This is a genomic window from Streptomyces sp. R11, from assembly GCF_041051905.1.
GTDB lineage: Bacteria > Actinomycetota > Actinomycetes > Streptomycetales > Streptomycetaceae > Streptomyces.
In genome coordinates this window covers 516425-531466 of the sequence record NZ_CP163432.1, presented here as the reverse complement: position 1 = coordinate 531466, position 15042 = coordinate 516425, and the positions used below count along the sequence as shown (strand labels likewise).

13 protein-coding genes are annotated in these 15042 nt (G+C 71.0%); 5 read left to right on the top strand and 8 right to left on the bottom strand.

What is annotated here, in order from left to right:
- Nucleotides 1-86 precede the first annotated feature (86 nt).
- Nucleotides 87-1304 carry a saccharopine dehydrogenase family protein gene (locus AB5J55_RS02505; RefSeq protein ID WP_369269044.1) on the bottom strand — a complete coding sequence of 406 codons (1218 nt, stop codon included), beginning with the start codon at nt 1302-1304 and terminating at the stop codon, nt 87-89.
- Nucleotides 1305-1446: 142 nt separating this feature from the next.
- Here AB5J55_RS02505 and AB5J55_RS02500 point away from each other — a divergent pair, with 142 nt between their 5' ends.
- Complete coding sequence (locus AB5J55_RS02500) at nt 1447-2148, top strand: TetR/AcrR family transcriptional regulator (RefSeq protein ID WP_369276067.1); 702 nt, start codon at nt 1447-1449, stop codon at nt 2146-2148.
- Between the two features lie 145 nt (nt 2149-2293).
- Here AB5J55_RS02500 and AB5J55_RS02495 read toward each other — a convergent pair whose 3' ends face one another.
- Nucleotides 2294-3202 (bottom strand): LysR family transcriptional regulator ArgP, encoded by a 909-nt coding sequence (locus AB5J55_RS02495; protein ID WP_369269043.1) that lies wholly within the window; start codon nt 3200-3202, stop codon nt 2294-2296.
- Between the two features lie 66 nt (nt 3203-3268).
- Here AB5J55_RS02495 and AB5J55_RS02490 point away from each other — a divergent pair, with 66 nt between their 5' ends.
- Together AB5J55_RS02490 and AB5J55_RS02485 are read left to right on the top strand one after the other, a co-directional pair.
- Nucleotides 3269-3892, top strand: a complete 624-nt coding sequence (locus tag AB5J55_RS02490; RefSeq protein ID WP_369269042.1) for a LysE/ArgO family amino acid transporter — start codon at nt 3269-3271, stop codon at nt 3890-3892.
- 77 nt (nt 3893-3969) lie between these two features.
- On the top strand, nt 3970-5268 hold the full coding sequence (locus tag AB5J55_RS02485; protein ID WP_369269041.1) for an MFS transporter: 1299 nt from the start codon (nt 3970-3972) through the stop codon (nt 5266-5268).
- 3 nt (nt 5269-5271) lie between these two features.
- On the opposite strand, the gene AB5J55_RS02480 is transcribed toward AB5J55_RS02485, so the two are convergent.
- From AB5J55_RS02480 to AB5J55_RS02460, 5 genes are all read right to left on the bottom strand, one after another.
- Nucleotides 5272-5727, bottom strand: a complete 456-nt coding sequence (locus AB5J55_RS02480) for a cyclic nucleotide-binding domain-containing protein (RefSeq protein WP_369269040.1) — start codon at nt 5725-5727, stop codon at nt 5272-5274.
- A 304-nt stretch (nt 5728-6031) separates the two neighbouring features.
- On the bottom strand, nt 6032-7507 hold the full coding sequence (locus AB5J55_RS02475) for an aminotransferase class I/II-fold pyridoxal phosphate-dependent enzyme (RefSeq protein WP_369269039.1): 1476 nt from the start codon (nt 7505-7507) through the stop codon (nt 6032-6034).
- Between the two features lie 46 nt (nt 7508-7553).
- The gene (locus AB5J55_RS02470) at nt 7554-7775 is read right to left on the bottom strand and encodes a hypothetical protein (RefSeq protein ID WP_362389116.1); all 222 of its coding nucleotides are present in this window, start codon (nt 7773-7775) and stop codon (nt 7554-7556) included.
- 62 nt (nt 7776-7837) lie between these two features.
- Nucleotides 7838-10081 (bottom strand): FUSC family protein, encoded by a 2244-nt coding sequence (locus AB5J55_RS02465; RefSeq protein WP_369269038.1) that lies wholly within the window; start codon nt 10079-10081, stop codon nt 7838-7840.
- Between the two features lie 71 nt (nt 10082-10152).
- Nucleotides 10153-11544, bottom strand: coding sequence for an NAD(P)/FAD-dependent oxidoreductase (locus tag AB5J55_RS02460; protein WP_369276066.1), 1392 nt, complete (start codon nt 11542-11544; stop codon nt 10153-10155).
- Between the two features lie 347 nt (nt 11545-11891).
- Here AB5J55_RS02460 and AB5J55_RS02455 point away from each other — a divergent pair, with 347 nt between their 5' ends.
- Nucleotides 11892-12494: a hypothetical protein gene (locus tag AB5J55_RS02455; RefSeq protein WP_369269037.1), complete on the top strand. Its 603-nt coding sequence runs from the start codon at nt 11892-11894 to the stop codon at nt 12492-12494.
- Nucleotides 12495-12504: 10 nt separating this feature from the next.
- Entirely contained in the window at nt 12505-13074 is a 570-nt protein-coding gene (locus AB5J55_RS02450; protein ID WP_369269036.1) for a fibronectin type III domain-containing protein, read from the top strand.
- A 6-nt stretch (nt 13075-13080) separates the two neighbouring features.
- Here the strand turns inward: AB5J55_RS02450 and AB5J55_RS02445 are convergent, their stop codons facing one another.
- Nucleotides 13081-14988, bottom strand: coding sequence for a long-chain fatty acid--CoA ligase (locus AB5J55_RS02445; RefSeq protein WP_369269035.1), 1908 nt, complete (start codon nt 14986-14988; stop codon nt 13081-13083).
- Nucleotides 14989-15042: the final 54 nt, after the last annotated feature.

Genomic DNA, 15042 nt, shown 5'->3' with positions numbered 1-15042 from the left:
TCGACGTGCCCTCGGTGGAGCATTACTCGTTTTCGAGTCGCCTGTCGATGCGTGAGTGAAACCCGGTTGGACACCGGCGATTCCAGTCACTGTTCGCGCATGCCCCACGGGGAGCCGTACGCGGTCAGCAGGTCCAGGAAGGGACGGGCCGGGAAGGCCTCCGGGCCCAGCACGCCCGCGCCCGACCAGGCGCCGGTGGCGAGGAGTTCGAGGGCGACGACCGGGTTGATGGCGGTCTGCCACACCACGGCCTGGCTGCCGTACTCCGCCATGGACCACTGGTTGTCGACCACGTGGTAGAGGTACACCTCGCGCGGGTTGCCGTCCTTGACGCCCCGCACCCAGGTGCCCGCGCAGGTCTTGCCGTGCATCCGCTCGCCCAGCGTCGCCGGGTCCGGCAGACACGCGGCGACGACGTCCCGGGGCGAGACCGCCACCGGCCCGGAGGCGCTCGGCACGGTCACCGGCTCGGTGCTGTCCAGGCCCAGCAGGTGCAGCGTCTTCAGTGTGCCGATGAACTCCTCGCCCAGGCCGTACTTGAAGGTCACCCGGCGTGCGTCGACCCAGCGCGGCATCAGGAGCACCTCCTCGTGCTCCACGTTCACGCACTCGACCGGGCCGATGCCCTCGGGGAAGTCGAACACCTCCGGCTCGCTGAACGGTTCGGTGGTGAACCAGCCGCGGCCGGCCTCGTAGACCACCGGCGGGTTGAGGCACTCCTCGATCGTCGTCCAGATGCTGAAGGACGGCGCGAAGTCATAGCCGTCGACTGTGAGGTTCGCGCCGTCGCGGACGCCGATCTCCTCGATCTCGTCGAACAGTTCGTCGGCAGCGTGCCGGGCGAACACATCCGACAGGCCCGGCTCCACGCCCATCCCGACGAGGGCCAGCGCGCCCGCCTTCTCCCAGTCGGCCGCCGCCTCGAACTGGGCGTCGCCCAGCTTGACCCCGCACTCCGCGTACGGCCGCTCCGGATGCGGCCGTGACAGCGACATCGCCATGTCGACATAGGTGGCCCCGGCCGTGCGGGCGGCGCCGAACAGCGGCATCACGAACCGCGGGTCGGTGGCGTTGAGCAGCACGTCGCACGCGTGCCGCTCCAGCAGGGCGGCCACCGCCGCCTCGTCGTTCGCGTCGACGCGCTCCGGCCGGAACCGGGCGTCGCCGCCGAGGGCCGCCACGGCCGCCTCGGCGCGCGCGAGGTCGTAGTCGGCGACCACCATCGCCTCGAAGAACGGACGCCGGGCGGCGATCCGGGTGATGGCGCTACCCACCCCGCCGGCACCCACGAGCAGTACACGCATGACAAGACTCCCTCGGATTGAAGGTCTACGACGTGGTGGGGCCCCGCGAGAGATACAACGCGGTCCCTTCACGTAAGGTCAATGCCGTTGGCATAAGGCGGAGCGTGCGGCATGGGACTGCGGCACAGGAACGGAGAGCATGGTGCCGAAACCGGTCGTTCCTGAGGAGAAACGGCGCCGACGCCGTCCCACGAAAAGCGGCACGGTCCTCTCCGAGCAGCTCATCGTCGAGACGGCCCTGCGCATGCTGCGCGAACACGGCAGCGCCGGCCTGACCGCCCGCCGCCTGGGCCTGGCCCTCGACGCCGACCCGAGCACGCTGTACCGCTACTTCCGCGGCATGGACGACCTGACCCTCGCCATCGGCGACGCCCTCATCGGCCAGGCGCTGGAGGGCTGGGAGCGGACGGGGGAGTGGCGGGAGGACCTGCGCGCTGTCGGGCTGCGCATCCACGCCGCGTACGTGGCCCATCCGCAGGCCGCCGCGCTGACGACCAGCCGGGTCACCGGCCGGGCCAACGAGCTCGCCGCCGACGAGGCCGTGCTGGACGTCCTGCGGACCGCCGGCTTCTCGCTGCCGGACACCGTGCGGATCTACCACGCCTTCATCGACCAGGCGCTGGCGTTCGCGGCGCTCGACGCCGCGTCGTTGGCACTGCCGAGTGACTCGCTGCGTTCGGACGAGAGCATGTGGCGGTCGACGTACGCGCGGTTGCCCCGGGCCACCCATCCCCGGATCGCCGAGGCGGCGCCTTTGCTGGCGAACCGGATGGTGACCAGTGCGTATCCGACGGCGCTGGAGATGCTCTTGGCCAGCGCGGCGGCGGAGTTGGAGGCGTTGTAGTGCTCGATGGTTGTGCCGCGATATGCCGTCGTGCGGGTGCGGCGCCGTCGTGGCCGGTCGCCCATACGCGGCTGAGCCGCACAGGGATACCGCCCGCGCCCCTCGAGGGCGTCGCAGAACCGTCGGCAACAGGTCGCTCGTGACGTCAGCCGCGAAGTGCCTCGGACGCCGCTTCCGTAACCGCCTGCGTGACCGCCGCCAGCGCCGGTGAGTCCAGCTTCCACTGCTGCCAGTACAGCGGGACGTCGAGAGGCCTGTCCGGGGCGAGGTGCACGAGGCGGCCGGCCTTGAGGAGGGGCTCCGCCTGGACCTCCGGGATCAGGCCCCAGCCCAGTCCGGCGACCACGGCCGACAGGAAGCCCTCCGAGGTGGGGACGTAGTGCCGCAGAGCGCTCGCGCCTGTGCGGCTGTGCCGCAGCCTGCGGACGAACGCGTCCTCGAGATCGTCACTGCGGTCGAAGGACATCACCGGCGCCCGCGTGAGTGCGTCCCCGAGCGAGCCGCCGAGATGCCGTTCGGCGAACTCCGGGCTCGCCGCCGCCAGATAGCGCATCCGGCCCAGCGGCCGTACGGAACACCCGGCCACGGGATCCGGCGAGGAGGTCACCGCGGCCATCACCAGGCCCTCCCGCAGCAGCATCGCGGTACGGCTCTCGTCCTCGCGCCGCAGCTCGAAGCAGAGCTGTGGCTCCTCCGGCACACGGGTCAGCGCCGCCAGGAACCACGTCGCCAGCGAGTCCGCGTTGACCGCGATCGACACCTGGGTCGCCTCCCCGGCGCCGCTCATGCCGAGCTCGGCCCGCGCGTCCCGCTCCAGCCGGGCCAGCTGACGGCCGAACCGGACGACGACCGCGCCCGACTCCGTCGGCCGCACCGGTTTCGTGCGCACCAGCAGCACCCGCCCCGTGCGCTGCTCCAGTGCCTTCACCCGCTGACTCACCGCGGACGGCGTCACATGCAGCGCCGCAGCGGCCGCGTCGAAGGTGCCCTCATCGACCACGGCGAGCAGGGTCCGCACCTGGTCGAGGGGAAGCTCGGTCAGCTCGGTCTTCACGAGAGCTAATGATACGTAAGAATCTTTAGCTGTACGTCAGGAGATCGCTTCCCTAGCGTCAATGGCATGACAAACGCCTTGACCACCGCGGCCGCCGGATTCGGCACCGGCCTCTCACTGATCGTCGCCATCGGCGCCCAGAACGCCTTCGTGCTGCGCCAGGGAATCCGCCGCGACGCGGTCCTCGCCGTCGTCGGCATCTGCGCCCTGTCCGACGCGCTCCTGATCACCCTGGGCGTGGCCGGTGTCGGCGCGGTGGTCGTGGCGTGGCCCGGGGTGCTCACCGCGGTCGCCTGGGTCGGCGGGGCGTACCTGCTCTGCTACGGCGCCCTCGCCGCCCGCCGCGCCGTCAAGCCGGGCGGCGCCCTGCTCGCGGAGGGCGAGGCGGTGCGGTCACGGCGGCGGGCGGTGCTGACCTGCCTCGCGATGACGTGGCTCAACCCGCACGTCTACCTCGACACCGTCTTCCTGCTCGGCACGGTCGCCGCCGACCGCGGGCCGATGCGCTGGACGTTCGGCCTCGGCGCCGTACTCGCCAGCCTGTGCTGGTTCGCGGCGCTGGGCTTCGGGGCGCGCCTGCTGAGCCGTCCCCTGGCGAAGCCCGTCGCGTGGCGCGTCCTGGACGGACTGGTCGCCGCGACGATGGTCGTCCTGGGGATCTCCCTGATCTCCGGGGGTGGCGGCTCCTGATCCGTCCTCCGAACACCAGCCCGGTGGTGCGATAGTGATCCCCGACGAGAAAGATGTAACGAGCATCCAGGAAGCGCGTGGACACCAGCGAGAGCAGCACCGAACCACAGGAGAAGGACCCGTCCGCGGTGATACCCGCGCGGCGCGGCCGGCGACGCTGGGCCATGGACACCCGGCCCCTGCGCCGCCCGGCCTACCGCCGGCTGTGGTCCTCGACCATCGTCACGGCCGTCGGCAGCCAGCTCACAGCGGTCGCCGTGCCCAAGCAGATCTACGACATCACCGGCTCCTCGGCCTGGGTGGGCGCCGCGAGCCTCGCCGGGCTGCTGCCGCTGGTGGTGTTCGCGCTATGGGGCGGGGCCATCGCGGACAGCATGGACCGGCGCAAGCTGCTGCTGATCACCAACAGCGGCATCGCGGTCACCTCGGTGCTGTTCTGGCTCCAGGCCGTCACCGGCGCCGCGTCGGTGGCCGTGCTGATGGTGCTGCTCGCCGTGCAACAGGCGTTCTGGGGGCTCAACGCGCCGGCCCGCAGCGCCTCCATCGCCCGCCTGGTGCCCGCCGACGAACTGCCCGCCGCGAACGCCCTCGGCTCGACGGTCATGCAGACGGGCCAGGTGGTCGGACCGCTGCTGGCAGGCGTGCTCATACCCGTGATCGGCCTGGCCGAGCTGTACCTCATCGACGCGCTGGCCCTGTGCGTCACCGTCTGGGCCGTCGTACGGTTGCCCGCGCTGCCGCCCTTGGCCGCCACCACCCAACGCCGCGCGGGCGTACGGGAGATCGTGGACGGCTTCCGTTACATGGCCCTGCACAAGGTGCTGTTGCTGTCCTTCCTGGCCGACATCATCGCCATGGTCTTCGGCATGCCACGCGCCCTGTTCCCGCAACTCGCGAGCCAGACCTACGCGCCGTACGGCGAAGGACTCGCCCTCGGCCTGCTGTTCGCGGCGATCCCCATCGGTGCCGTGCTGGGCGGGCTGTTCTCCGGCACGTTCTCCCGGGCCCGCCGGCACGGCTGGATGGTGATCGGCGCGGTCGTCGCCTGGGGGGCCGCCATCACCGGATTCGGACTGAGCGGCAGCCTGTGGGTCGCGGTGGTGTTCCTGGCCCTCGCCGGGGTCGCCGACATGGTCTCGATGGTCTTCCGCGGGTCGATCCTGCTGTCCGCCGCCAGCGACGAGATGCGCGGCCGGATGCAGGGCGTCTTCACGGTGGTCGTGGCGGGCGGCCCGCGCCTCGCCGACGTACTGCACGGCACGGCGGGCTCGGCCTTCGGGGCGCGCACGGCGACCGTGGGCGGCGGACTGCTCGTCGTCGTCGCGATGCTGGGCCTCGCCGCGGCGGTGCCCGCCCTGCGCCGCTACCGGGTCTGAGGGTCAGAGCGCGCTGCGCCGATGCTGCCCGTACTGCTCCATGAGCTTGCCCCGGGTCATCTCCAGCCGGTGCGCGAGGATTTCGGCGACGTGCCTGATCAGGGACATGCCGAGCGCCGGTTCCTCCTCGCACAGCCGGAGCACGGCATCGGCTTCGAACTCGTAGGCGCGCACTTGGCTGAAGGCCTCCGCGCCGAAGTCCCACTGGTACGGCGGGAACAGCCAGGACCAGCCGAGAAGATCGCCCGCGCCGAGGCTGGCCACAGTGACGCGCTGCACGGATGTCACGCGCTGGTCGAGGGAGACGGCGCCCGAGCGGATGACCCAGAAGCGGTCGGCCGTGCCGCCCGCCTCGAAGATCCGGGCGTCCTCCGGGAAGGAGACCTCCCGGGCGAGCGCCATCAGGTGCTGGCGCTGAGGCGGCGGAAGGGCGGTCAGCAGTTTGATCGCTTTGGTCATGACACGGGGCTCCTCACCGACGACTGAGGTTCCGGTGCTTCCCTGCGTCCATTTCAGCCGCTACGGCGGCCGTGAGCACCTCGGCGGAGCGTGGTTTCGGTTTTGGCCGGGAATCGTCGCGGGACAGGGCGCCCGCGGCATTAAAAAGCCCTGGCTGGACGGGGGAGACCAGCCAGGGCCGTATTTGGTGGTGCAGGGGGGACGGTTGCGGTCTTCCCGCGGTCTACCCCGAGACCACTTATGAATGAACCGTAAACCATCTTGGCGGGTTCCGCGTAGCCGAGACCGGGGTAAGTGACCGGTTTCACTTGCCCTCCGCCACCACCCTGACCGTCTCCAGTCGAGGATCGCTCGGATCGGGGAGGTTCATACCCGCGGCGAGACCGGTGGTGAGATAGCGCAGGACCGGTCCGCTCAGCCGCTCACCCGGCAGCACGACCGGGATCCCGGGCGGATACGGCGTGATCATCTCGGCGGCGACGCGTCCGGCGGCCCTGTCCACCGGGACGTCCTCGGCTGCGGCGAAGAACGCGTCCCGGGGCGTGACGTCCTGCTCCATGCGCAGCTGCGCCGGCGGCGGCACGTCGATCCGGGGCGCGGGGCGCAGCTCGGGTGCCGCCTCGGCGAGGGACTTGAGCGCGTCGAGCAGTTCGCCGGCCGTCCCGTGGTCGTCGCCGTGGGTGATCTGGGTGGCGATGCGGCGGTGGTCGTTCAGATGGGCGTCCACGTTCCGGTGCTCCCGCAGCCAGTCCGCGGCCTGGAATCCGGAGATGCCGAGACCGTCGAGGTCGATGACGACCGGCAGCGGGTCGAAGTCCGCGGCGAGTTCCGCACCGCAGAAGTCGTCCCGGTCGTTGACGTGCATCCCGTGGATCTCCTCGACGGCGGCCCGCACCTCGGCCACGAGATCGAGCGCGGAGCCCATGAGCTCCTCGCCGCGCAGGGCCATCTGCCGCCGCCAGCCGTCCATGCCGGCGAAGATCAGCACCGACGGACTGGTGGTGCCCAGCAGGTCCGCCCGCATGCGCAGCACCGTCGCCGGGACGAGATCCCCCTGCAGATGGAAGACCGAACCCTGCTCCAGGCCGCTGCCCATCTTGTGGATGCTGGTCACGCAGACGTCGGCGCCCGCGTCCATCGCCCACGACGGCAGTCCGGGATGGAACGGCAGATGCGCACCCCAGGCCTCGTCGACGACCAGCGGGTGCGAGCGGCGATGGCAGACGTCGGCGATCGCCCGCAGGTCCGCGCAACTGCCGTACGGCGTCGGACTGGTGACCAGCGCGCCCTTGGCGTCGGGATGGCGCTCGAAGGCCCTGTCGAACTCCGCCGCGGACGGAGGGTGGGCCAGATGCCGGTCGGCGTCCCACTGCGGCTCGACCCAGACGGGCTCGATGCCGGACAGGACCAGACCCGACACGACCGACTTGTGGGCGTCCCGGCCGAGCAGCAGCTTCTCGTGCGGGCCCGCGACGGCCAGCATCGCCGCCTTGACGGACAGGGAACTGCCGCACGTGGTGAAGTACGTGTGCTCCGCGTGCACGGCGTCGGCCATCAGATCCTCGGCGTGCTCCAGGACGCCGCTGTGGTGCAGCCGGTCGTCCAGACCTCCCGAGGCCAGTACGTCGCTGAGGAACACCGCGTCGCCCAGCACCTCCCGCACCGCGGGATCGGCTCCCCGGGCCTGCTTGTGACCGGGCGGCGAGAACGACGTCCGCCCCTTGCGGTGGTAGTCGGCCAGCGCTTCCAGGACCGGGGCCCGGGTGTGATCGGCTGTCATGCGGCCTCGGGTGCCCACCGGGGACGGTGCCAATCGGCGGCGCCGGTCAGCCGTCGTCGGTGTGCGAGCCGGGGGAGAGGAACTCGTCCAGCACGTTGATCACGCTCTCGTAGGCGATCATCCGCACGGCGGCGTCCCGGGCGCCGGCGGGGTCGGCATGCTCCAGCTCGTTGCTGCGGGCCTGCCAGACCCGCTCCTCCCGCCGGGCGTAGGCCCTGGCGCGCTGCATGCGCCTCAGCAGTTCGTCTGAGTCCACGACATCGGTCATGACTTCCGCGTACCCCGGTATCGCCGGGACGAGCCCTCATCCCCGGTATCGCAGACAAGCCGTCATCCGTCCGACGCCTTCACGGGCACGCCCAGTGGACGGGCCAGACCGGACACGGCCTCGTCGAGGCGTTGCAGATGCCGCAGGACACGGTCGGTGACGCGGCCGTAGCGCGGTGCCCCGGGGACGGTCCGGCCCAGGAGCGAGGCGATGCTCGGGCCGGTCTCGATGCCCGCCGTGGAGAGCTCGTCGGTGACGTGCGCGGCGATCGCCTCGATGTTGTGCGCGATGCGCCCCGCGGCCCGGCGCAGCCGGGGGTCCGCCGCGATCGAGGGATGGGTGGGCAACAGTTCGGCGGTCGCCGCCAGCGAACGCGCGTGATAGGCGCAGGTCTCCAGCAGCGCGACGACATAGCGTGCGGTCTCCTTGCGGGCCCGCAGAGGCGTCACCGGATGCGTGAGCGGCTGCGTGGCGGCCCGCAGGTCGGCGAGCGCCTGGTCCAGGTCGCGCGCCTGGTCGAGCAGCTCGACGGGCGGTCCGCCACTGAGCTGGTCGACGGAACTGCGGGTGACCTCGCCGAGCCGTTCCAGCACGGTGGCGAGCAGTTCGTTCGTACGGCGGTCCGTCTGCACCGGCAGGACCAGCGCGGCCGCGATCACCCCGCAGGCCGCGCCGAGCGCGGTCTCCTCGATGCGCAGCACGAGCACCGAGAGGCTGTAGGTCTGCAGCAGGGTGTACAGCAGCCCGAGCGCCGAGGTGACGAAGAAGGACGACAGCGTGTACGACAGCGGTGCCGAGTAGAACATCGCGAAGACGAACAGCAGCACCAGCGCGAACGCCGTCCAGGTGTGACGGCCGACGGCACCCGCCAGCACGATGCCGGCCAGGACGCCGAGCACGGTGCCCAGCAGACGACGGTAGCCCTTGACCAGGATCTCGCCCGTGGAGGCGGTGTTGAGGAACACGATCCAACAGGTCAGCACCGCCCAGTACCAGCGGTCGTGGGACAGCAGCTCGCCGCCGATGATGGCCAGCGTCGAACCCACGGCCACCTGCACGGCGGCACGCGTCGTGGGGCGCCGCAGCCCGCCGGGCTCCTCCGACGGGGCCTCCTCCCCGGCGTCGAGCACGGCGTCCTCCGCGTCCAGCTCCTCGCGTGAGCGCGCCGTGGCCGGGCTGTCGTCCGACTCGTCCGGGGCCCCGCCCAGTGCGATCCGCAGCCCGAGGACCGCGCGGGCGGCCTCGCCGACGGCCCGGAAGGCATCCTGCACGGCGGGGGAGGCGTCGGGCAGGTTCTCCTCGTCGCGGTAGGCGAGGAGCCGGTTGCGGACCTGTGCCAGCGCTGTGCCGGAGGCCTGACCGACGGGGTGCAGGACGAGCAGGCGCAGGGCCTCGAGGTCACGGCGCAGCGTGACGGTGGCCTCCTCCCGGACGGGATGCCGGCTGCCCGACGGGACGGGGGCGCCCGGCAGATGCATGGCCAGGGTGTCGGCGCGCTCGGCGCCGCGTGCGGCGAGCAGCGACAGCCCCAGGCGTTCGGCCGCGATCTCGGCGTCCGCGACGCGCCGTTGGACGAGCCGGGCCATCGCCTCGTCGGCGGTTCCCTCCTCCAGCCGGCCCTGGATCAGCAGCGCCGTCTCGTGCAGGCGGGCGGTGCCCTCGCGTACGTGCTCCAGGGCCCGGTCCGCCTCCTGAGGGCCGGCGCCGAGCAGCTCGAGCTGCGCCGACAGCAGCTGGGCCAGCCGGGCGCGGAAGGCGCCGCGCAGCCGTTCGAGCACCCCAGTCGGTGTCTCGGGCACGAGCACGAACCGCACCAGCGCGCTGCACGCGAAGGCCACGGCGACCGCGCCGCACAGCGCGGGCAGGCCGGACACGGTGGCGCCGACGAAAAGGGACATGAAGTAGGTCTGGAAGCCGATCAGGCCGAGCGCGGTGCCGCGGTCGCCGAACCTGCGGCCGTAGACGGCACAGAAGATGAGCGCCACGAAGGCCAGGTCACCGGCCACGACATGACGGTGCAGCACTGCCGCCAGGGACATCGAGGCCAGCGCCACCGGGAGGCCCAGGGCGAGGGTGACGGCCTGCGGCCCGCGCTGTTTCTCCCGGATGGCGAAGGTGGCGACCATCGCCGCCAGCGCGCCCGTCACCAGGTGCGTCACATCGGCGCCCAGCAGGGCGAGCACGGCCACCGCGAGGGCGATCGCACCCGCCGTGCGCAGCCCCGCGGCCAGCCGCAGCAGCCCGGGGTCCGACGCCGCGACACGGTCCCGCACGCGCGCCCGGACCGGCCCTCCCGCTGACCTCACGCCGACGTACTCTCTCCCGCTCTCTTTCCGGTCACACCGTGAACCGAAGGCTTCCAGCCGAGGCCGTCACCTCACTCAGCCGTCCCTTCGGGCGCCTCGGAACCGCCCTTCCCGGCCACGCGCTCCCGCAGCTGCTCCGGCGTCAGGTACGCGTGGATGAACTCGAAGTCCTTCAGCTTGGCCGGCCTGCGGGCCTGGAACCCGGTACGCACGAAATCGTCTCCGGCGACTGCGTTGAGCAGCCAGTTCGTCATGACGCGCGTCTTGGCGACATTGGTGCGCAGCGCCGACCAGTGGTAGCCGCGGGCGACGGCCATCGCCGGCAGACCCTTCAGCTCGACGCCGAGGGGCTTGGAGACGGCGTCGCGGCCGCCGAGGTCGACTACCAGGCCGAGGTCCTTGTGCTCGTACCGCCGCAGCGGCTGGTTGCGCAGGGACGCGATGACGTTGTCGGCCACGACCTTGCCCTGGCGCATGGCGTGCTGGGCGGTGGGCGGGCAGACGGCGCCCTCCTCGTCCTTGGCGATGTCGGGTACGGCGGCGGCGTCGCCGAGCGCGAACACACCGTCGTCGCCGGGCAGTTTCATCTCCGCGGTGACCGCGAGCCGGCCTCGGACCGTGTCCGCGCCCAGCGTGCCGATCAGCGGGCTGGCGACCACACCGGCGGTCCAGATCAGGGTCCGGGTGGGGACCACCCGGCCGTCGGTGAAGGTGACCTCCTCGGGGCCCGCCTTGGCGATGGACACGCCCAGCGAGATGTCGACACCGCGCCTGCGCAGGATTTTCTGGGCCGCGGTGCCCAGCTTCTCGCCGAGTTCGGGCATCAGCCTCGGCGCGATGTCGATCAGATGCCACTTGATCAGGTGCGGGTCGAGCCGCGGATAGCGCTTGACCGCGTTGTGCGTCAGCATCTGCAGACATGCGGCGGTCTCGGTGCCCGCGTATCCGCCGCCGACCACCACGAACTGCAGCCGGGCGGCGCGCTCGGCCGGGTCCTGGCTGGCGTCGGCGAGGTCCAGCTGGGAGATGACGTGGTCGCGCAGGTAGGCGGCCTCCGCCAGCGTCTTCATGCCGTACGCGTTGTCGGTGAGCCCGGGGATGTCGAAGGTGCGGGTGACGCTGCCGGGGGCCAGCACGATGTAGTCGTACGGCTCGTTGACGATCCGGTCGGTGATGGTGCGGATGACGCAGACCTTGGCCGCGAGGTCCACGCCGATGGCGCCGCCCGGGATGATCCGGGTGCGGTACCTGCGGCTGCGGCGCAGGGACACGGCGATCGACTGGGGCGTCAGGACGCCGGAGGCGACCTGGGGCAGAAGTGGCAGGTAGAGCTGGTAGGAGGACGGCGTCACCAAGGTGATCTCGGCCTCGTCGGCGGAGAGTTTGCGTTCGAGTCGGCGAACGCAGCCGACTCCGGCGAAGCCTGCGCCAACCACCAGGATCCTGGGTCGTGTCACGGTGATCTTCCCTTCTGCGGCTCCAGGCGGTCTGCCTCGACGTCGTTCGCCTGCCCCTGGATCGCGGCTTCGCACGCCTCGATCCCACCGCGCCACCGGCCGTTCCGCCAGCCGGGTGCGGCAGGCAGATGAACCCGTCGTCAGCCACCTTGCCCCAACCGGCGCGGGGGCACACCGGTTCGGGTGTGAAAGACGTGTCCGCTCGATCTCTTGACGACTGATTGGTCTGAACCTAACGTCCGTCTCGATCGTCCATGTCAGGGATCGTGGTTCATGTACGTGACCGCGTACGTCACCATGTGCGTGGCCGGATGCGTGACGTGCGGTCCACCCCCCATCCGACAGGAGGCAGGATGCTCGTACGCCTGCGCACTCTCACCGTCACCACGACGCTGTGCGCCACCTCCCTGCTCGCCGCACCGCATGCCTTCGCCGAAGTCGAGCCCGGCGGCTGGCAGTCGGTGTCACCGAGCTACACCGTGCAGGAACGGGGCTGCGGCCAGGTCGACGGCCTGACGTTCCGGCTCACCTGCTCCACCGCGAGCGGCGACCAACGGGCTGAACGGCGCTACGCCACCTACACCGGCGGAACCCGCCAGTTCGAGGGCTACTTCCGCATCACCAGCCTCAGCGGCACCCGGATCAGCCTCAAGCAGACCTTCAACGAGTCCGGTTCCGGCCCGTACTTCATGCTCGCCGTCGAGCGCGGCGGCCGGCTGTACGCGGTGCACGGCGGTGCCACGCTGTCCAACGCCGGGACCGTCGGCGCGACGGTCCGCGTCAACACGGTCCACCAGGTCGGCGTCGAGCACCGCACCTACATCAACGGCTCGCTCAAGCACTCGTACGACAGCCCCGGCGGCAGTTTCTACGACAAGTTCGGCGCCTACCGCACCAACAGCGGCAGCGGGCAGGCCACCGTGGAGTGGAGCAACATCCGATTCTGGCGCAAGTAGCGGCTGCCGTATGCGAGGAAAGGCGCGCATCGCGGCGTCGGCAGCGCTGATCCTGGCGCTGCCGGCCTGCTCGGCCTGCTCGGCCGGCTCCGCGGACGCCGACAAGCCACTGCGAGGTGTCCTCACGACACCCACGGACATCGACCTCGACTGGACGGACCACCGACCGGGAGTCGCGGGCCACCTGCTGGAGTTCGCCACCGAGGAAACGGGTCCCTACACGGTCCTGGACTACCTGCCCCGGCGGGTGTCGGACTACCGCCACCCGGACCTCATGCCGCACACCACGTTCCACTACCGCCTGCGGACCTACCGGGGCCCCGTCTCCCGGCCGGCCCGCGCCGAACTGCCGGACGGCATCCGCTTCACCTGGACCGACACGTCCTCGGACGAGGACGGATTCCTCCTGGAGATGCGCGAGAAGAACAGCACCGGGTACGAACCCGTCGCCGTCGTCGATCCGGACGTCACCGCCACGACGCTGGTCACCCTGCCCGGCGAGAAGAACGCCACCTTCCGGATCCGCGCCTTCGTCCTCGGTGAACAGTCGAATGTCGTACGGCTCACCACGGGCGAGTAGGTGCGCTCAGCCGAAGACGTTGTCCGCGTCGTCCCAGTGCGGCGGCTCGTCCACCAGGTGGTCTCGCGGCACACGTGAACGGGCCTGGTACATCGCGTCGATCTGGAGGGCGTAGTGCCGCACGATGGCGTCCCGGCGCAGCTTCATCGACGGCGTCATCAGGCCGCTGGCCACGTCGAACGGCGCCGGCAGCACCCGGAACACGCGAATGGACTCCGCGCGCGACACCGCGCTGTTCGCGGCGGCCACGGCCCGGCCGATCTCCTCCCGCAGCGCGTTCTCCTCGCGCGCCTCCCGGATCCGCGCGTCACTGCGCAGCGTGAGTGATTCCCGCCAGTAGGCCAGGAAGTCGGGGTCCAGGGTGATCAGGGCCCCGACACAGGGCCGGTTGTCACCCACGATCACCGCCTGATGGATCATCGGATGCATCCTCAGGCGCTGCTCCAGGAGCGCCGGTGAGACGCTCTTGCCGCCGCTCGTGATGATGACTTCCTTCTTGCGCCCGGTGATCGTCAGATAGCCCTCGGAGTCCAGCCGCCCGAGATCCCCGGTGGCCAGCCAGCCGCCGCGCAGCGCCGCACGTGTCGCGGCCTCGTCGTTCACATAGCCCTGGAACACCGATGGCCCGCGCACGAGGATCTCCCCGTCGTCGGCCACCCGGATGTCCATCCCCGGCAGTGCCTTCCCGACCGTTCCCGACAGCTCCCGGCCCAGCGGTGGTGCCGTGACCCCGCCGCAGGTCTCGGTGAGACCGTAGGCGTCGTTCACGTAGATGCCGATGCCCTCGTAGAACAGGGACAGTTCACGGTTCAGGGACGAGCCGGCGGACGTCGCCCGGCATACCCTGCCGCCCAGCGCGGCCCGCAGTTTGCGGTACACCGTGCGTTCGTACAGGGCGTGTTGCAGCCGCAGATCGTAACGGGGCCCGGGCCCGCCGCCCAGCCGCTGCCGTTCCAGTGCCGCCGCGAAGTCCCGGGCGGTGTCGGCGGCCCGCTCGAACAGCGCGCCACGGCCGGCCTGCTGGGCCGTGCGCAGGAAGTTCTTGTAGATCTTCTCGAAGATCGACGGTACGGCGCACAGATAGGTCGGCCGGAAGGTGCGCAGCGCCGTCGACAACGCCTCCGCGTTCAGCTCGGGTTCGTGGCCCATCAGCATGCCGCCGCGGATGGCCAGCCCCTGCACCACCAGGCCGTACACATGGGAGAAGGGCAGGAAGGCGAGGACCGACGCCTGCTGCTCGCCGGGCGGGATCACGGTGTGGCCCCAGCCCGCGAGGAGGGTGTCGCAGGTGCTCGCCAGACCGCGGTGGCTCAGCGCGCAGCCCAGCGGGTGACCCGTGGTGCCGGAGGTGTAGACGACGGCCGCGGTGGAGTCCGGCAGTACGATGCGGCGCAGCGAATCGACCGTCGCGAACGGGATGAACTCGCCGCACTCCACGAGCTGCTGAAGCCCCCCGGCGTCCAACTGCCACACATGGCGCAGCATCGGGAGCGATCCGCACACGGAACCCACCGTCATGATGGCCTGTTCGTCCTCGACCACCACGGCCACGCATTCGGCGTCCCGCAGGATCCACTCGACCTGGTCGCGCGACGACGTCGGATAGATCGGCACGACCTCGGCGCCCACCGCCCACAGGGCGTAGCAGAACACCGTCCACTCGTAGCGGGTGCGGGCCATGACGGCCACGCGGTGGCCCGGTGAGATCCCGGCCGCGATCAGACCCTTGGCCAGATCGGTCACTTCGTCGCGCAGTTCCACGGCGGTCACCTCCTCCCACGTGGTGGAGGAGGGATCGGGGTGGCGCGCGAGCATCGGCAGTGTCGGATCGAGGGCCGCCATCTCGAAGACGCTGTCGGCGAGCCCGCCGGTCAGGGGCGTGACAGTCGGGGGAGCGAGGCCGAGGTCGCGCATGCGCTGCTCCTGATGTGTACCGGGTGTGACATCACCGATGAGTTCCGTTATCGG